This window comes from Nonomuraea sp. NPDC026600 (assembly GCF_040638335.1).
Lineage (GTDB): Bacteria > Actinomycetota > Actinomycetes > Streptosporangiales > Streptosporangiaceae > Nonomuraea.
In genome coordinates this window covers 119,792-137,040 of the sequence record NZ_JBEZYD010000024.1, presented here as the reverse complement: position 1 = coordinate 137,040, position 17,249 = coordinate 119,792, and the positions used below count along the sequence as shown (strand labels likewise).

Here is a 17,249-nt window from a genome sequence, read left to right as displayed (position 1 = left end):
GGCATCAAACAGCCAACCACCGAATCGGGCAAGGGGTGGGCTGAAAAGGTCGTCCGGAGCGTAGCGAAGGTCCTTTGCGGCGAGCAGCCAGCTACTTCTTGGTCTTGTCGGCGCTTGAATCGGTCGACAGTGCCGCGACGAACGCCTCCTGAGGCACCTCGACCCGGCCGACCATCTTCATCCGCTTCTTGCCTTCCTTCTGCTTCTCCAGCAGCTTGCGCTTACGCGTGATGTCGCCGCCATAGCACTTGGCCAGGACGTCCTTGCGGATGGCGCGGATGTTCTCGCGGGCGATGACGCGGGCGCCGATGGCCGCCTGGATCGGTACCTCGAACTGCTGCCTGGGGATGAGCTCGCGCAGCTTCTTGGCCATGTCCACGCCGTACGCATAAGCCTTGTCCTTGTGGACGATGGCGCTGAAGGCGTCGACCGGCTCGCCCTGGAGCAGGATGTCGACCTTGACCAGCTCGGACTCCAACTCCCCGTCGGGCTCGTAGTCGAGCGAGGCGTAGCCGCGGGTGCGCGACTTGAGCTGGTCGAAGAAGTCGAAGATGATCTCGCCGAGCGGCAGCGTGTAGCGGATCTCGACCCGGTCTTCCGACAGGTAGTCCATGCCGCGGAGCTGACCGCGCCGCCCCTGGCAGATCTCCATGATCACGCCGATGAACTCGGCAGGGGCCAGGATGGTCGACTTGGTCACCGGCTCGAAGATCTGCGCGATCTTGCCGCCGGTGGGGAACTCCGACGGGTTGGTGACGGTCAGCTCGCTGCCGTCCTCCAGGACCACGCGGTAGACGACGTTGGGCGCCGTGGAGATCAGCGACAGGCCGAACTCGCGCTCGAGACGTTCGCGGACGATCTCCATGTGCAGCAGGCCGAGGAAGCCGACGCGGAAGCCGAAGCCGAGCGCGGCCGAGGTCTCCGGCTCGTAGACCAGCGCGGCGTCGTTGAGCTGGAGCTTGTCGAGGGCTTCGCGCAGCTCGGGGTATTGGTCGCCGTCGATCGGATAAAGGCCGGAGAACACCATCGGCTTGGGATGGTCGTAGCCGGCCAGCATCTCGGTGGCGCCCTTGGCGGCCGAGGTGACGGTGTCACCGACGCGCGACTGGCGCACGTCCTTGACGCCGGTGATCAGGTAGCCCACCTCTCCGACACCCAGCCCCAGCTCCGACACCTTGGGCTCGGGCGAGATGACGCCGATCTCCAGCGTCTCGTGGGCGGCTTGGGTGGACATCATCAGGATGCGCTCGCGCTTGCCCAGGTGGCCGTCGAAGACCCGGACATAGGTGACGACACCCCGGTAGGTGTCGTAGACCGAGTCGAAGATCAGCGCACGGGCGGCCGCGTCGGAATCGCCCACCGGCGCGGGAACGGTCTGCACCACGTGGTCGAGCAGTTCGCTCACACCTACGCCGGTCTTGCCCGAGACCCTGAGCACATCCGACGGGTCGCAGCCGATCAGGCCCGCGAGCTCCTCGGCGAACTTCTCCGGCTGCGCGGCGGGCAAGTCGATCTTGTTGAGCACCGGGATGATGTGCAGGTCGTTGTTCATGGCCAGGTAGAGGTTGGCCAGCGTCTGCGCCTCGATGCCCTGGGCGGCGTCGACCAGCAGGACCGCGCCCTCGCACGCCTGCAGCGACCGGGAGACCTCGTAGGTGAAGTCGACGTGGCCCGGCGTGTCGATCATGTTGAGCACGTGGCCGTCCCACGGCAGCCGCACGGCCTGCGACTTGATCGTGATGCCGCGCTCCCGCTCGATGTCCATCCTGTCGAGGTATTGGGCGCGCATGGACCGGTCGTCGACCACGCCGGTGATCTGCAGCATCCGATCGGCAAGGGTCGACTTGCCGTGGTCGATATGCGCGATGATGCAGAAGTTGCGGATCAACGCGGGGTCGGTCTGGCCAGGCTGAGTGCGCACCGAAGTCCGTTTCGACAGGGTTGAGGTCAAGCGTCTTTCATGGTGACATGCCCGGGTGATTGCCCGAACCGTCATTCGCCGTGGCCTGCGCCTTGTCGCGCTGGCCTTGGCCATCGTCGTCGCGCTGATCGGCCTCCTGGCCGGCGCGCTCCGCCTTCAGTTTACCGGTGCCCCAGCGGCCTGGGCGAAGAGCACGGGCAACGACGCCCTCTGGCTCGGCCACGCGTGGGTCGACGGCCGCCGTACGGAGGCGGATGTGGAGCGGCTCGCGGTACGCCTGCGCGCCACGGGCATCAAGGATCTGTACGTCCATTCAGGGCCGTTCGAGAAGGACGGCCGCTTAGATCCCGCCAAATACCCCAACGCACGAAATTTCGTCCAATGGGTTCGGCAACACCTCCCCGGCCTCCGCGTCTCCGCTTGGCTCGGCCAGAAGGTCGACGGCCTCCTCGACCTCGACAACGCCACATCCCGCGAGAACGTCCTGGCCGGAGCCGCCGCCATCATGCGGACCGGCTTCGACGGCATCCACTACGACTTCGAGCCGATCGGTGACGGCGACCGCAACTTCCTCGACCTCCTCGAGAAAACCCGCCGGCACACCGGGCTCCTGTCCATCTCGACGCCCCAGATCGAGCCGTACCCCCTGATGCGCCTGCCCGCCCGGGCCGTCATCGGCCACGACAAGTACTGGTCGAGCGGCTACTTCAAGCAGGCCGCCGACCGCGTCGACCAGGTCGCCATCATGACGTACGACTCCTTCACTCCCGCGCCGTCCCTTTACGGGGGCTATGTCGCCCGCCAGGCCACACTCGCCCTCGACCTGGTCCCCGAGACGAAGCTGGTCCTCATCGGCGCCCCCGCCTACCACGACCATGGCATCGGCTGGGGCGACTCCGCCGAGAGCGTCGCCATGGCCGCCCAGGGCGCCAAGCTGGCTCTGACGAACCATGGCAGGCGGGAGCGGTTCGGCCTGGCGCTGTACGTCGATTTCGCGGCAACCGAGGAGGATTGGCGCGAATACACCACCGAGTGGTTCTCCTGAGGACGTACACTGAACCGAGACTCCAATATCCAGGCGCGTTGATTTGAGCTGCCGTCTGGATTCTTGGTAACCTGTTCAACTGCGTGTGGCGCGCCCTCTCTCGAGCCCGCGCGCCCCATCCATCACCAGACTTTCACCGAGGCTTCTTCGTGGCGAACATCAAGTCCCAGATCAAGCGCAACAAGCAGAACGAGAAGGCTCGCCTGCGCAACAAGGCTGTCAAGTCTTCACTGAAGACGGCTGTGCGCAAGTTCCGCGAGGCCGCCGAGCAGGGCGACGCCCAGCAGGCCGCCGAGCTGCAGCGGGCTGCCGCCCGTCAGCTCGACAAGGCTGTCAGCAAGGGTGTCATCCACAAGAACCAGGCCGCCAACCGCAAGTCGGCGATCGCCAAGCAGGCCGCCGGCCTGGCAGCCAAGTAGGACGCCAGAGGCAAGGCACCACAGCGCCGCACCGCCGTCAAGGGGTGCGGCGTTTTTTGTCGCACGATTTCGATATCACACTGGCGTTCCGGGTCCGTCACCGTTCTGAAGATCACCTTGCCTCCCCCGCTTGCATGCCCAAGGGTTCACTAAACGGGGCAAGGGGGGCGTATGCGGGGGCCGTTGGTCGTCAAACGGGCGTTCAGCGAGCCGCTGCTGTTACTGGCCGCGTTCGGGTCGATCCTGCTGGCCACCACGACCCTGGTAGCGCTGACGATGTACGCCTCCACCATCGCCGAGGTGGGCGTGCGCCGCACGATGGAGACCGCGTCGCTGGGCCAGGTGGCCGCGACCATCGCCACGCCCGTCAACACCGAGACGTTCCCGGCGCTCGACCGGGCGATCCGCGCCGAGCTCGCCAGGGCCTACGCGGGCGGGCCCGCCGCCATCACGACCGCCTTCCGCTCCGACTCGTACGTCCTGCCGGGCCAGGAGAGCCGCAAGACCCCCGAACTGCTCAGGTTCGGCAGCTATGACGGCCTCGACACCCACGCCAAGCTGATCTCCGGCGCCTGGCCAGGAGCCGGAGCCGACGTCGTCGAGGCCGCGATCTCGCTGTCGGCGGCCTCGGCGAGCGGCCTCAAGCCCGGCCAGGAGATCACCACCGAGGGCCGCCTCGATCACAAGGCGGTCAAAGTCCGCATCACCGGCGTCTTCCAGCTCAACGACCCGTTCGGCGACCGCTGGACCGGCGAGCAACTGCTCACCAGGGGCGTCGAGACGGGCGAGTACACCACCTACGGCCCGTTGATGGTCGCCCGCCAGACGTTCCTGAGCCGCTTCGCCACGAACGTCAACGCCACCTGGACCGCCGTCCCCGACCTGCGCACGCTGTCGCCGGAGCAGCTACGGCCGTTCGCCGGCCGGGTGAGCGAGTTACGCGACCGGCTGCGGGCGAACGGCTGCGCGAACTGCACCGCCACCAGCCGCCTGCCGGAGATCCTCACTCAGCTCGGCACCGCCGCCCTGGTGGCCCGCTCCACCATGCTCATCCCGGTGCTCCAGCTTCTGCTGCTGGCCGCGTACGCGCTCATGCTCACCGCCCGCCTGCTCGCCGACCACCGCCGCATGGAGGTGGCGCTGCTGCGCTCGCGCGGCGCGGGCACGCTGCGGCTGGCCGCGCTGGCGGGCGGTGAGGCGCTGCTGGTGGCCGTCCCGTGCGCGATCGTCGCGCCGTTCCTCGGCCCGCCACTGCTGGCCCTGGTTGACCAGGGCCCGCCACTGCTGGCCCTGGTCAACGCGCTGCCCTGGATCAAGGCCTCCGGTGTACGGCTGGCGCCCTCGGCCGACCTCGGCACGTTCGCGGTCTCGATCGGCGTGGCCCTGGCCTCGGCCGTACTCCTCATGCTCCCGGCCCTCACGGGCGCCCGGCGTACCTACGTGGAGGAGCAGTCGACGCGCGGGCGGAGCGGCGGGCGCGGGCTGATCGAGCGGGCCGGGGCGGACGTGGCGCTGCTGCTGGTCGCGGCGCTGGCCATCTGGCAGCTACGGCGCTATGGCGCGCCCGTCACCGCGACCGCCGCCGGCGACCTCGGCATCGACCCGCTCATCGTCTCGGGGCCGGCGCTGGCGCTGCTCACCGGCGGCATGCTGGGCCTGCGCCTGGTGCCCCGCGTCTCGAAACTGGCCGAGCGGCTCACCGCCAGGCGGCCCACGCTGGCTCCGGCGCTCGGCGTCTGGCAGGTCAGCCGGCGGCCGCTCAGGTACGCGGGGCCCGCGCTGCTGCTGACCATGGCCATCGCGATCGGCATCGTGTCCATGGCCACGGCCGCCACCTGGCGCGGCTCCCAGCAGGACCAGGCCCGCCACCAGGCCGGGGCCGACCTGCGGATCTCCGGGCCGCCGGATGGGCCCGAGCTGGGCACGTTCGGGCGCGGCAGCGCGTTCGCCGCGCTGCCGGGCGTCACAGCGGCCTCGCCCGCCTTCCGCGGTCAGATCGAGCTCAGCGGTGCGGACGCGGTCCTGCTCGGCCTCGACGCCGGCAAGCTCGACCGGCTCTTCCAGCTGCGGCCCGACCTGTCGGCGCGATCGGTCGGGGACATGGCGCTGGCGCTGCGCGAGGGCCGGCCGCGGGGTGCCCCGCTGGAGCTGCCGGGCAGGCCCACGACGCTCACGGTACGGGCCCGCGCCGACGCCGAGGTGCTGCTGCGGATCATGGTCTCGGACGCGCTCGGCGTCTGGCGCGAGCTGTCCCTGGGCCTGCTCCATCGGGGCGACAACCAGATCGACCTGGACCTCGGGGCGCTGGCCGGGCGGACCGGGAAGATCGCCTACCCGCTGTCCGTCCGCGGCCTGGTCGCCAATCCGCCCGAGAGCGGCGACGCGCAGGTCACGGTGACCGGTCTGAGTCCCGGCAGCGCGATTTCGCTGAAGGTGACCGGACCGCGGCCGGCCGCCGTCGCCTTCGACGAGCCGGCCGGCCCCCTGCCGGTGGTGCTCACCACCGACCTGGCCGCCGCGCTCAAGCTCTCGCCGGGCCAGGTGAGCCGGGTCAGCCTGGATCGGCGGGTCATCGAGGTCAAGGTCGCCGGCCTGGTCGATCGCATGCCGACGACCGCCGCGGACCAGCCGGCCGTACTGGCCGACTGGGGCACCCTCCAGGCGTACGGCCTGGCGGCGGGACAGATACCCAGAGCGGCCACCGAATGGTGGCTGGCCGCCGAGGGCGGCGACACCGAGCCCGCGCTCGCGGCGCTGAAGAAGCGGCCGGAGTGGAACGTCACCGCCGTCGACCAGCGTGAACTCGCCGGGCGGCTGCGGGACGACCCGCTGGCCAGCGGGCTGCAGGGGGCGCTGATCCTGGGCTTTGTGGCCGCGCTGGCGTTCGCGGTGCTGGGCTTCCTGGTGAACGCCACCGTCGCGGCGCGGGAGCGGATGGCGGAGTTCACGATCCTGCGGGCGCTCGGGGTGAGCTTCCGGCAGGTGTTCGGGATGCTGGCGATCGAGCAGGCGTTCGTCATCGGGCTGTCGCTGGTGGCGGGCACGGCGCTGGCGATCGTGGTGGGCGTCCTGGTCGTGCCGCACATCGTGCTCACCGGGCAGGCCGCGGCGGTCACGCCCGATGTGCTGCTCGACATCCCATGGGCGGCGACCGCGGCCATGCTGGCGCTGGTGGCCGCGCTGCTGCTCGGCATCGTCGCGGCGCTGGCCCGCAACCTGCGCGGGCAGGGTGGGGAGGACCTGTGAGGATCCTGCTGCTCGCCCGGGTGCGGCTCGGCGTGGTCGCCGTGCTGTCCCTGCTGACGTTGAGCGCCTGCCTGCTCGTGGCGGGGCTGCCGCGGGTGCTGCAGGGCTCGTACGACGACGCGCTCCACCGGGCCCTCCAGGAGGCGCCCGCGCAGCAGGCCGACCTGACCGTACGGACCGAGTCGCGCGGGGCGCTGGCGGACCTGCACGAGCCCGGCCAGTTCGCCACCAACGACGCCCGCCTCCGCTCGCTCGTCCCGCCGCGACTGCGGCCGCTGGTCTCGGCCACCGGCCAGATGAGCGCGAAGACGTACGACGTTCCGGTCAACGCGTCGAACGGGCTCACCTACATCAACCTCGCCTGGCTGTCGGACGGCGATCGGCGGGTCGAGTGGATCGACGGCCGGGCACCGGGCAAGCCGGGCGTCCTTCGCTGGAACGGGTCGGAGATCACGCTGTTCGAGGTGGGCATCGTCGACGAGGCCCGCGTCACGATGGGGCTGAAGGTCGGCGACGTGCGGATCCTCGGCGAGAGCGGCCAGATCGCCGCCAAGGTCGTCGGTGTGTTCAGGGCGAAGGACCCCGGCGCCCGCTACTGGAGCCACGACGCCGATGTCCTGCACGTCACGCAGATTCAGCCGCCCGGCAAGCTGGAGATGGAGCGGCGCACGACCGCGCTGATCCCGACGAGCGGCCTAGCCGTCCTGAACAGCTCCAGCCGCAACCTGGTCTACAGCTGGATCCTGCCGGTCGATCCCGCCGCGCCGTCCTCTCTCGACGTGCCCGAGCTGCGTGCCGCCGTCGAGGACTACAGGCGGTTGATCCCGGTGCAGATGGCGGGCAACGGGGGCCCGTACCGGCTGGAGACGGGTCTGCCGGGGCTGCTCGACGCGTTCGGAACCGCGCTGGGCACCGCGCAGACCGTGATGTTCCTGGTGCTCGGCGGGCTGCTGGCCGTGGCGCTCGGGGTGCTCGTGCTGGCCGTACAACTGCTGATCGAGCGGATCGATCACCCGCTCGCCCTGGCGCGGGCGCGCGGCGGGTCGCTGCGGCAGGTGGCGGGGGCCGGCGCGGCGCTCGTCGCGATCGCGGTGGTGCCCGCGGCGCTGGCCGGGTGGGCGCTGGCCTTCCTGGTGCCGGGGCCGGTGCCGTGGCTCGCCCACGCGGGACCCGCTCTCGTGCCGCTCACCGCGGTCGGCTACGCGGCCGCGCGGCTGGCCGTGACGCACCGGACGCCGCTGCACGAGCGGCGCGACGACGTGGCCGCCGCCCGCCCGTCGGCCCGGCGGATCACGCTGGAGGTGCTGGTCGTCGGCCTCGCGCTGGCCGGCGCGTACCTGCTGCGCACCCGTGGCCTGACGACCGGCGGGCAGGACCCGTTCCTGCTCCTCGTACCGGTCGCGCTGACGGTCGCCGCCGCGCTGATCACCATCCGCTGCTATCCCCTCCCCCTCAAGCTCCTCGTACGACTGGCCGCCCGCGGCCGGCTCGCCGTGCCCTTCCTGGGTCTGACCAGGGCGGCCAGGGCGCGATCCGCCAGCGCGCTGCCGGTGCTGATCCTGCTGCCCGCGCTGGCCGTGTCGGTGTTCGGGGCGGTGATCTCCGGCGGGCTGTCGGCCACGCAGCGCCTGGCGTCCTGGCAGAGCGTCGGCGCGCCGATCAAGCTGACCTCGCCCGTGGAGCTGCCCCCCGACGCCATCGAGCGGGTGCGCGAGGTGCCCGGCGTGCGGCTGCTCGTGCCCGCGCAGACCTCCACCGCGCAGATCGGCTACAGCGGCGAGCGGGCCCAGGTCATCGCCGTCGACCTGGCCCAATGGCGGCGGCTGCTGGACGGCGCGCCGATCAGCGTGCCCGCCCTCGCCTCCGGAACCTCCGGGATCCCGGTGCTGGTCTCCCATGAGATGCGCGGGCGCGGCACGTTCGAGATCGGCTGGTACGAGCGGACGAAGGTCACCACGGCCGGCGAGATCGCCGCTCTGCCCGGCTTCTACCCGCGCGGCAAGTTCATCGTGCTGCCGTTCGAGACCAACAAGCGGCCCGGCGTCAACACCCTGCTGATCCGGGGCGACGCCGACCCGGCGGCCCTGCTGGCGGCCACCGGACAGCCCGCGGCCCAGGTGGTCACGCAGGAGCGGGCCCTGGCCGCGATCGAGGACGACCCGCTGACCGGTACCGTCCAGGACGTCCTGCTCATCGCCACCGTCGCGCTGGCGGTCTACGCGCTCATCGCCGTGGTCGTGACGCTGGTGATCGGCGCGGCCGACCGGGCCAGGGCGCTGTCGTTCCTGCGCACGCTGGGGCTGTCCGACCGGCAGGCGCGGGGTCTGACCGTGCTGGAGATCCTGCCGCTCATCCTCATCACCTCGCTCGCCGGGCTCGCGCTCGGCCTGGCTCTGCCCGTGGCGCTCGGGCCCGCCATCGACCTGTCCGCCTACACCGGCGACCTGGCCGTCGGCGGCTACTCCGCCGATCCGCTCATGCCCGCCGTCCTGGCGGCCGGGCTGTCCGCCGTCGCCGTGCTCGGCGTCTACGCGCACACCGCCATCAGCCGCCGCCGCAACCTCGGCGCCGTACTCCGAGTGGGTGACCTCACATGAGTCCTACGTTGTCCGAACTGGAGGCCAGGGCCGTCGAGGGGAAGGCGGCCTTCGGCGGCGACGCGCACATCGTGTGCGACAACCTGGTCCGCATCTACAAGACCGAGGGCGTCGAGGTGGTCGCCCTGCAGGGCCTCGACCTGCTCATCCAGCAGGGCGAACTGGTCGCCGTCGTCGGGGCCTCCGGGTCGGGCAAGTCGACGCTGCTGAACGTCCTGTCCGGCCTGGACGTGCCGACGGCGGGCGTGGCCCGGGTGGCGGGCACGGACCTGCTGTCGATGACCGCGAAGGACCGGCTGCGTTACCGGCGCGACGTCGTCGGGTTCGTCTGGCAGCAGACCGCGCGCAACCTGCTCCCGTACCTGACCGCGCGCGAGAACGTCGAGCTGCCGATGAAGCTGGCGGGCAAGGCCCGCCGGGGCCGCGCGGCCGAGCTGCTGGATCTGATGGGCGTCGGCTCCTGCGCCGGCCGGAAGGTGCCCGAGATGTCCGGCGGCGAGCAGCAGCGGGTGGCCGTCGCCGTCGCCCTGGCCAACTCCCCGCAGCTCGTCCTGGCCGACGAACCCACCGGTGAGCTGGACAGCGAGACGTCGGAGGAGGTGTTCGGGGCGCTGCGCAAGGCCAACGGCGAGCTGGGTGTGACCGTGGTGATCGTGACCCACGACCCGCTGGTGTCCGAGCGGGTCGACCGGACGATCGGCATCCGCGACGGGCGTACCAGCAGCGAGACGCTCCGCCGCGAGGGCGTCGCCGAGGAGTACGCCGTGCTCGACCGCGTGGGGCGACTGCAACTGCCCCGCGACTTCATGAACGCCCTGGACATGGAGCGCCGGGTGCGCCTCGAACTCGAATCCGACCACATCGGCGTGTGGCCGGCCCGAGAGGAGCCCTCCGATGAGCAGTGAGCCCTTGGTCGTCGTCGAGGGGGTGCGCCGGGTCTATCGGAGCGGGCCGAAGGAGGTCGTGGCGCTGCGGGAGGTGTCGTTCTCGGCCTACCCCGGCGAGCTGATCGCCGTCCGCGGCCGGTCGGGGTCCGGCAAGACGACCCTGCTGAACCAGATCGGCGGGCTCGACCGGCCCGACGCCGGGCGGGTCCTCGTGGCCGGGGCCGAGGTCACCTCGATGTCCGAGGACGACCTGCTGGCGCTGCGCCGCGACGTGGTCGGGTTCGTGTTCCAGTCGTTCGGGCTGATCCCGGTGCTGTCGGCGGCCGAGAACGTCGGCGTGCCGATGCGGCTGGCCCGCACGCCGGTCGCGGAGCGGGAGGCGCGGGTGCGCATGCTGCTCTCCCTCGTGGGGCTGGAACAGCACGCCAACCAGCGGCCGTACGAGCTGTCGGGCGGGCAGCGGCAGCGCGTGGCGATCGCCAGGTCGCTGGCCAACCGGCCCCGGCTGCTGGTCGCCGACGAGCCCACCGGGCAGCTCGACTCGCAGACGGGGCGGCAGATCATGGAGCTGCTGCGCGCCCTGGTACGCAGCGAAGGCGTCACCGCGCTCGTCGCCACCCACGACCCGAGCCTCATCACGCTGGCCGACCGGGTGCTGGAGATCAGCGACGGAGTTCTCCGGGAGAATCCGCCGCCGGCCGGGGCTCTTCTGGAGGCCGAGTCGAGGCCGGGAGGCCGATGATCGCGGCCAGGTTCGCCACGGCCACGGCGGCCGCTCCCGCCAGCAGCAGCCCGGTCATGCCCACGAACCCCGCGAGCGGCGCCGCGACGGCCAGCCCGAACGGCCGCGACGCGAACGAGATGAGCTGATCGAAGGCCCGCACCCGCCCCAGCGCGCCCTCGGGGATCTCCTCGGCGACGACCGTCTCCCACAGCGGGCTGAGCAGCCCGAGCCCGAACATCGCCACGAAGTAGGCCGCCGCGATCAGCACCACGTTCGCCGTCACCGCCAGGGCCACCAGCGGCAGCAGGTACAGCGCGGCGGCCACCTGGACGGCGACCAGCGGCCTGCGGATGGGCAGCCTCGGCACGACGAACACCCCCGTCACCAGGCCGACCGTGCCGCACTGCACGATCAGCACCCAGCTCGCCTCGCCGCCGAGCCGCGTGACCGCGGTCAGCGGGCCGAGCGTGAGGAACAACCCGGCCATGAAGTGCCATACGCCGTGACCGAGCACCGACTTCAGGAACCACGGCCGCGTCCTGACCTCGCGCCACCCCTCGGCCAGGTCCTTGGCGAACGTGGCCCGGGGTCTCGCGGGCTGCTTGGCCGTACGGACTCCGCCCAGGGTGAGCGCCGAGCAGGCGAACAACGCGGCGGTGAGCAGCGCCGCCCATCCCGGGCCCGCCACCAGCACCACACCACCCGACAAGGCGGGGGCGAGGACGCTGGACGCGCTCGTGGCCACGCCGATGCGGGCGTTCACCCGCAGCCGCTCCGGGCCCGGCACCACGGCCACGACCAGCCTCGGTACGGCCGGCATGCCGAACGCGATCGCCACCCCGGCCACGGCCGACAGCACGGCCAGGTCGAGCACGCGGCCGGCGCCCATCAGCAGCTCGATCCCGATGGCGGCCTGGGAGAGGCCACGGACCAGGTCGGCCACCAAGGCCACCCGCTCGGGCCGGAACCTGTCGGCCAGCACTCCGCCGACCGGGAGGAGCAGGAGGAGGGGGATCATCTCGCAGGCCAGCACGGTGCCGAGGGCCTCGGCCGAGCCGGTGGAGCGGAGGACGGCGAGCGTGAGGGTGGTGGGGATCAAGGCGGTGGCCAGAGCGGAGATGGCTCGGCCGATCAGCAGTCTCATGGAGGGTGAGATTAATTCGCTGGCTAATGTTTCGTCAACAAAATACTTGCTGGCGTACGATTGGCGCGTGGACTCGAGGAACGCGGCTGACGCCGAAGACTCTGTTGATCGGCACCTGGCGCGGTGGCGGGGCAAGGCGCCGTACGACGAGCGGGTGGAAGCCCTCGTGACGCGCATGCAGTTTCTCGTCAAGCACCTGCGTCAGACGAAGGAGACGGCGCTGGCGCAGGTGGGGATGCAGGACTTCGAGTTCGAGACGCTGCATCGGCTGGTGGCCGGGGCCGGTTCGGCGACGCCTTCGGAGCTGGCCAGCGAGCTGATGCTGTCGCCCGCGGGGATGACCGGCCGCCTCGACACGCTGGAGAAGTCGGGCCTGATCCGACGTCTGCGCAGCACGGACGACCGGCGCCGGGTCGACGTGGAGCTGACCGACAAGGGGCACGAGCTGTGGTTGGAGGCCATGCGGATCCGGGGGGAGGTGGAGACCGAGATGGTGTACGCCCTGGATCCGGCGGAACAGGCGGTCCTGGACGGCCTGCTCAAACGGCTCCTGGTACATGTCGAATCCAGCCGTTGACCTCATGAATGGCCCGGGCCGCGCCGCCGGCGGCCAAGGCGGCGAGTCTCGCGTGCACGAACCCTGCGCCGCGGCATCGACCGTGGTGACCTGCCCGCCACCCTCGACACCGGGCTGGTTCAGGACCTGTGGGCGGGGACCATCCTGTACCGCCGGCTGCTGAGCGGCTCGCCACTGGATGACGAGCTCGCCGAACGCCTGGTCCGGCTGGTCTTCGACGCCTCAGCGAGGCTGAGCTCCTGACCATGGTCTTCGGCGGACCCCCGCCCGCCCGTGGGAGCCGCCGGCTACCGGCCGGTGCGGCTGGCGACGATCACCTGCACCGTGTGTTCGAGCGCGTACGCCGGGTCGGCTCCGCCGCCCTTGACCTGCTCATCAGCGTCGGCCACCGCCTGGATGGCCCGTGACAGGCCTTCCGGACCCCAGCCGTTCAACTGCCGCTTGACGCGGTCGATCTTCCACGGCGGCATGCCGAGGTGGCTCGCCAGTTGCCCGCCCCTGAGGTTGCGCGGCGCGCCGCCGACCTTGGCCAGGCCCCGCAGCCCTCCCGCCATCGCGCTCACCAGCAGCACGGGGGCCACTCCGGTGCCGAGCGCCCAGCGGAGCTGCTCCAGCGCCTCGGCCAGCCGCCCCTCGACCGCCGAATCGGCCACGTTGAACCCGGTGACCTCCGCCCGCCCCTTGTGATAGCGGGCCACGGCCGCCGCGTTGATCGTCTTGTCTTCCGTGTCGAACACCAGCTGGTTGCACGCCGCGGCCAGCTCCCGCAGATCGTTGCCCACCGCCTCGAGCAGCGCCTGCGCGGCGTCGGCCGAGATGCCGCGCCCCGCCCGCTTGATCTCGCTCTTGAGGAAGTCGAGCCGTTCGCCGGCCTTGGTGACCTTGCTGACGGTGACGACGCTCGCCCCCGCCTTCTTGACCCCGTCGACCAGCGCCTTGCCCTTCACCCCACCTGGGTGGACCAGGACGAGCACGATGTCGTCGGAGGGGCGCGCCGCGTACTTCACGACCTCCGCGATGACGTCCTTGACGAGATCCTGCGCGGACCGGATCACCACCACGGAACGATCGCCGAAGAGGGACGGCGAGGTGAGCTGGGTCAGCTCCCCCGGCGTCACCTTCCCGCCGATGAGGTCGTGCACGTCCGCGCCGCCGTCGGCCGCTCGCGCCGCCGCGATCACGCCGCTGACCGCCCGCTCGGCCAGCAGCTCTTCGTCACCGACGACCAAGGTCACGAGTGCTGGATGGGTTCCCGCCATGTCGAGCAGCATGCCATGCGCCACCGACAAGCCGGTACTCGATGATCCACACGCCCGCACGTTCGAGTCTGAGTGCGATAGATGGCCGGCTTCAGCCGGCCCGGCGGGCGACGTACAGAATCCGGTCGTGGTCGTCCTCATCGGCCGGCTCCCGCGCCGACGTCCCCACCAGCCCGTAAGCAGCCACGATGCACAACCCGGCCCGCTCGGCCACCCGGCGCACCGTCCGGTCGGAGTGGTGCCGCTGCACGTGCCGCATCGACACCCGCTCCCAGCCCGCGCCAGCCCGTTCGAACAGGTCGAACTGAGTGACCACGACCGTGTCGGCCTCGATCCGCGGAGATACCGCGAACCAGGCCACGTACCGGTCTCCCTGGTCGACGACCGCGGGGACGCCGAACGTACGCCGGTAGTAGCCGATGGTGTTCAGGTCGAAGACCAGCACCCCGTCCTCAGCGAGCTGATCGCGCGCGGCCGCCAGCGACCGCCGCAGCTGGTCTGTAGTGGTCAGGTACGTCACTGGCACATCCACGCAAGCGACCACGTCGAAGCCCGTCAGCCCGGGCGGGGGCTGCTGCAGCCGTCCCACCAGGAACCGGATCCCCTCAGCGCCCGGCCGGCGCCGGGCCATCGCCACCATCGCCGGGGACAGGTCGTAGCCGGTCACCTCGAACTCCCGCTCGCGAAAGGCCACGCTGCTGCGGCCGGTACCGCACCCGGCGTCCAGCAGCCGCCGCCCGCCCGGCCCGTACCGATCCACCGCCTCCACGAAGCGGTCTACCAGCCCGGCGGTGTCCATCCGCGCGTTCAGCTCGTCGTACCGGACCGCGATGCTCTCGTACGCCGCCAGCGTCTCATCCACATGCGCCATGCGCGCCTCCTGTGCTCACGTATCCCGTCGGCCGCGCCACGTCGGGAGCCGCGCCGGGCTGTTGGCCCGGCACGGCCGACGGGATACGGCTTACCAGATGAACCATGCCTGCCGGTTGATCCGGCGGCTGGTAACGCGGCGCAGCAGCTTCCTCACGTGGCTCACCTCCTCTCTTGGTGACCGATGGTGGTCAGGCCTGGTGTGGGATCCGGCGCAACTGGAACGGCGGAGGGGTGATGATGCCCGCCACGTGGGGGTATCCGTGGCCGCCCCGCACCTCCAGACGGGCGCCGTCGGTCACGGCGGCGAGCAGCTCGGTGGCCAGGGCGTGGGCGACGGCGGCGCCGGCGCAGGTGAACGGGCCGCCACCGAACGGAAGGTAGGGCCCGCGAGGACCGGGGCCGTCCCACCGGTCGGGCCGAAACCTGGTGGCCTGCGGCCAGTGCCGCTCGTCGCGATGTAACAGGTAGGCGCAGACCGACACGCTTTCCCCGGGCTCGAGCCGCACGCCGCCGACTTGATGGGCGCGACGTACCGGACGGCCCAGCAGCCACGCCACCGGCCACAGCCGCAGCGACTCCCGTACGGCTGACTCTGCGGGCACGGCCGCCAGGTCGACGCCGTGGGTCGCGGCCGCCAGCAGCGCCCAGGCGACCACGTGGCCTACCGGCGCCACCGAGGTTCGGAACAGCAGCAGGTATACCTGGGCGACCTGCGTGGCAGCCGTATCGGGCGGAGTTACCCTGAGCATGGCGTCCAGCAGGTCGCCGGGCCCGCTGGGTTGTGCCCGGGCCCGCCGGACGAGCACCTCGCCTGCGACCGCCCGCACCACGCGCGCCCCCAGCGCCCACCGCGCCGCGCGCGCCAGCCGGCCGCTGGGACGGATCAGGACATCGTGCCGCATCACCTGCGTCATCAACTCCCGCAGGGCTGGCGGGCTGTCCGGGCGCAGCAGCGCCTCTGCCAGAAACCGGTGCACGGCGGTGCGTCCGGCCGAGGGCCACTCGGTGACCTCCCCCAGCTCCGCCACGACGGCGGGCAGCCGATCGCGGTGCGCGGCCAGGTGGGCGCGCAACGTCGCGCGGGCCGCCCGCCCGATCGCGACCTGCGTCGCCCGCGGTCCCAACCGGCCGCCGCGGACGTGGAAGAAGTCGGACACCTGGTCGTAGTTGCCCTCCTCGTCGTGCAGCACCCGCAGGGCCTCCACCGGATCGGCCACGCACAACGACCCGTCGTCGGGCAGCCGGAACACTGGGCCCCGCTCGCGGGCCGCCTGTTCGACGAACCCCAGCGGGTCCCGGCGGTACCACCGCGCCGCCCCGCCGCCGACGCCCGCCCACGGCCGGCTCCCGCCGGGAGCGGCCCGATCCGGTTCTCCAACCGTCGTCATCCCCACCTGCCCAATGCCATCCGTGATCGCGGGTGTACGCGCAGATGGTGCCGTTCGCGCGTCCCGTCAGGAGAGCGGCGTCACCCGCCGCCCCTCCAGGCCTGCCTGTGCGCGGTAGCGGCGGCAAGAATGGCGATAGTTTATCGCCATTGACTGCCATTGCCGATTATCAAGTGAACAAAGGGGAGTGTCAATACTGTTCTGACAGGATTTGCGGAATGCCACGGCGAGTGCATTTCGGGAATTATGTGAGTGCCGAAATTGCCTCTCTGTTCGACCTGTGGCTCTCTGAACTTCGAAGCGTGATTGTGAGCACACGCTTAATGAAGCCGAGCAGTCGCTTCACCAGTGGAGCGTCTGTGTAAGTGACGCCCGACTGCGGGTTCGAAACCTGCAGGGCGCGCATCCCTGCTGCCTCCGTTTCCGACTGCGTTCTACAGGGCAGATGAAATCGCAGATCAGGCGCGATCTGACGGCGCATCTCACGCTTCGAAGGCGTCCCTAATACGTGGACCGACATGGCGAACGGGAAACCGGAGAACGCGATCGTTCCGAAGATATGGGAACTCCCGCCAACAGAACCAGGAAATCCTGGCGATCCCGCATATTGACCCCTCGCTGGTCGCCATGGTGGTCGCACACCGAGAAACCTTTAGTGCGACTTTGTATCGCCATCGCGAGTCCTGCTGGCCGCTCCGGCGTTCTCTGTGAGAGGAAGGAGGTCGAGACCATGACTAGGTTTACCGTCATGCGCTTCCGCCTTGTTCCGAGGGCGCCGAGGATCCGAACGGGAGCGCTCGAATTCCGCCCCGAGTCCGACGATGCCGAGTACCTGGACGGACTGCTCGGCGAGAAGCTCGCCCACCCGGGCGACGATCTGCTCTCGGGGCTGGTCGAGCGGGTCGCGGCCGGTGAGCTGTCCCGGCCGGAGGCCGCCCACATGAGCGTGCTGATGCTGTTCGCCGGGCGAACGAAACCACGGTTGACGCCGCCATGCGGACCTCCCCTTGCCAATGTGGGAGGTGGGCCGCTCTGCTGGACGCCCGCGCAGGAGTGTCGTCAACCATCTGCCGAGCCGGGCATCACCATCCGGGCATATACCCTCACCCAATGTCATGATCATTGTTATGGTAACGGAACCTGACAAAAGCCCTCCCTACCTCACGATC

Annotated in this window: 13 protein-coding genes and 1 pseudogene; 9 read left to right on the top strand and 5 right to left on the bottom strand. The window is 70.8% G+C overall.

Annotated features, from left to right (window positions below; translation table 11 throughout):
* Positions 1-91: 91 nt before the first annotated feature.
* Positions 92-1,921: a translation elongation factor 4 gene (lepA, locus tag AB0F17_RS41205; protein ID WP_358034669.1), complete on the bottom strand. Its 1,830-nt coding sequence runs from the start codon at positions 1,919-1,921 to the stop codon at positions 92-94.
* A 55-nt stretch (positions 1,922-1,976) separates the two neighbouring features.
* Here lepA and AB0F17_RS41200 point away from each other — a divergent pair, with 55 nt between their 5' ends.
* The 6 genes from AB0F17_RS41200 (at position 1,977) to AB0F17_RS41175 (ending at position 10,857) form a co-directional block, all read left to right on the top strand.
* The gene (locus AB0F17_RS41200) at positions 1,977-2,966 is read left to right on the top strand and encodes a glycoside hydrolase family 18 protein (protein ID WP_358034666.1); all 990 of its coding nucleotides are present in this window, start codon (positions 1,977-1,979) and stop codon (positions 2,964-2,966) included.
* Positions 2,967-3,115: 149 nt separating this feature from the next.
* Positions 3,116-3,385, top strand: coding sequence for a 30S ribosomal protein S20 (gene rpsT / locus AB0F17_RS41195; protein WP_358034663.1), 270 nt, complete (start codon positions 3,116-3,118; stop codon positions 3,383-3,385).
* 171 nt (positions 3,386-3,556) lie between these two features.
* Positions 3,557-6,631: an ABC transporter permease gene (locus AB0F17_RS41190; RefSeq protein WP_358034661.1), complete on the top strand. Its 3,075-nt coding sequence runs from the start codon at positions 3,557-3,559 to the stop codon at positions 6,629-6,631.
* Positions 6,628-9,228, top strand: coding sequence for an FtsX-like permease family protein (locus AB0F17_RS41185; protein WP_358034659.1), 2,601 nt, complete (start codon positions 6,628-6,630; stop codon positions 9,226-9,228). The genes AB0F17_RS41190 and AB0F17_RS41185 overlap by 4 nt, the downstream gene beginning before the upstream one ends.
* On the top strand, positions 9,225-10,133 hold the full coding sequence (locus AB0F17_RS41180; RefSeq protein ID WP_358034656.1) for an ABC transporter ATP-binding protein: 909 nt from the start codon (positions 9,225-9,227) through the stop codon (positions 10,131-10,133). The genes AB0F17_RS41185 and AB0F17_RS41180 overlap by 4 nt, the downstream gene beginning before the upstream one ends.
* Positions 10,123-10,857 (top strand): ABC transporter ATP-binding protein, encoded by a 735-nt coding sequence (locus AB0F17_RS41175; protein ID WP_358034654.1) that lies wholly within the window; start codon positions 10,123-10,125, stop codon positions 10,855-10,857. Before AB0F17_RS41180 ends, AB0F17_RS41175 begins: the two co-directional genes overlap by 11 nt.
* On the opposite strand, the gene AB0F17_RS41170 is transcribed toward AB0F17_RS41175, so the two are convergent.
* Positions 10,778-11,983, bottom strand: a complete 1,206-nt coding sequence (locus AB0F17_RS41170; RefSeq protein ID WP_358034652.1) for an MFS transporter — start codon at positions 11,981-11,983, stop codon at positions 10,778-10,780. The genes AB0F17_RS41175 and AB0F17_RS41170 overlap by 80 nt on opposite strands.
* A 67-nt stretch (positions 11,984-12,050) precedes the next feature.
* On the opposite strand from AB0F17_RS41170, the gene AB0F17_RS41165 reads away from it, so the two are divergent.
* Positions 12,051-12,560, top strand: coding sequence for a MarR family transcriptional regulator (locus AB0F17_RS41165; RefSeq protein WP_358034650.1), 510 nt, complete (start codon positions 12,051-12,053; stop codon positions 12,558-12,560).
* Positions 12,561-12,602: 42 nt separating this feature from the next.
* Positions 12,603-12,803: pseudogene (locus AB0F17_RS41160) on the top strand (TetR-like C-terminal domain-containing protein); the annotation flags it as partial.
* Positions 12,804-12,847: 44 nt separating this feature from the next.
* Here AB0F17_RS41160 and holA read toward each other — a convergent pair.
* The 3 genes from holA to AB0F17_RS41145 form a co-directional block, all read right to left on the bottom strand.
* Positions 12,848-13,831 carry a DNA polymerase III subunit delta gene (gene holA, locus AB0F17_RS41155; RefSeq protein WP_358034843.1) on the bottom strand — a complete coding sequence of 328 codons (984 nt, stop codon included), beginning with the start codon at positions 13,829-13,831 and terminating at the stop codon, positions 12,848-12,850.
* A 79-nt stretch (positions 13,832-13,910) separates the two neighbouring features.
* Positions 13,911-14,690, bottom strand: a complete 780-nt coding sequence (locus AB0F17_RS41150) for a class I SAM-dependent methyltransferase (protein WP_358034647.1) — start codon at positions 14,688-14,690, stop codon at positions 13,911-13,913.
* A gap of 190 nt (positions 14,691-14,880) precedes the next feature.
* On the bottom strand, positions 14,881-16,080 hold the full coding sequence (locus tag AB0F17_RS41145) for a cytochrome P450 (protein WP_358034645.1): 1,200 nt from the start codon (positions 16,078-16,080) through the stop codon (positions 14,881-14,883).
* Between the two features lie 748 nt (positions 16,081-16,828).
* Here AB0F17_RS41145 and AB0F17_RS41140 point away from each other — a divergent pair.
* Positions 16,829-17,224 (top strand): hypothetical protein, encoded by a 396-nt coding sequence (locus tag AB0F17_RS41140; RefSeq protein ID WP_358034642.1) that lies wholly within the window; start codon positions 16,829-16,831, stop codon positions 17,222-17,224.
* The last annotated feature ends 25 nt before the right edge of the window (positions 17,225-17,249 follow it).

Coding starts and splice junctions, on each gene's coding strand:
- AB0F17_RS41190 (WP_358034661.1), top strand. CDS start 3,557: ATGCGGGGGCCGTTGGTCGTCAAACGGGCGTTCAGCGAGCCGCTGCTG.
- AB0F17_RS41180 (WP_358034656.1), top strand. CDS start 9,225: ATGAGTCCTACGTTGTCCGAACTGGAGGCCAGGGCCGTCGAGGGGAAG.
- AB0F17_RS41175 (WP_358034654.1), top strand. CDS start 10,123: ATGAGCAGTGAGCCCTTGGTCGTCGTCGAGGGGGTGCGCCGGGTCTAT.
- AB0F17_RS41170 (WP_358034652.1), bottom strand. CDS start 11,983: ATGAGACTGCTGATCGGCCGAGCCATCTCCGCTCTGGCCACCGCCTTG.
- holA (WP_358034843.1), bottom strand. CDS start 13,831: ATGCTGCTCGACATGGCGGGAACCCATCCAGCACTCGTGACCTTGGTC.
- AB0F17_RS41150 (WP_358034647.1), bottom strand. CDS start 14,690: ATGGCGCATGTGGATGAGACGCTGGCGGCGTACGAGAGCATCGCGGTC.
- AB0F17_RS41145 (WP_358034645.1), bottom strand. CDS start 16,080: ATGACGACGGTTGGAGAACCGGATCGGGCCGCTCCCGGCGGGAGCCGG.
- AB0F17_RS41140 (WP_358034642.1), top strand. CDS start 16,829: ATGCGCTTCCGCCTTGTTCCGAGGGCGCCGAGGATCCGAACGGGAGCG.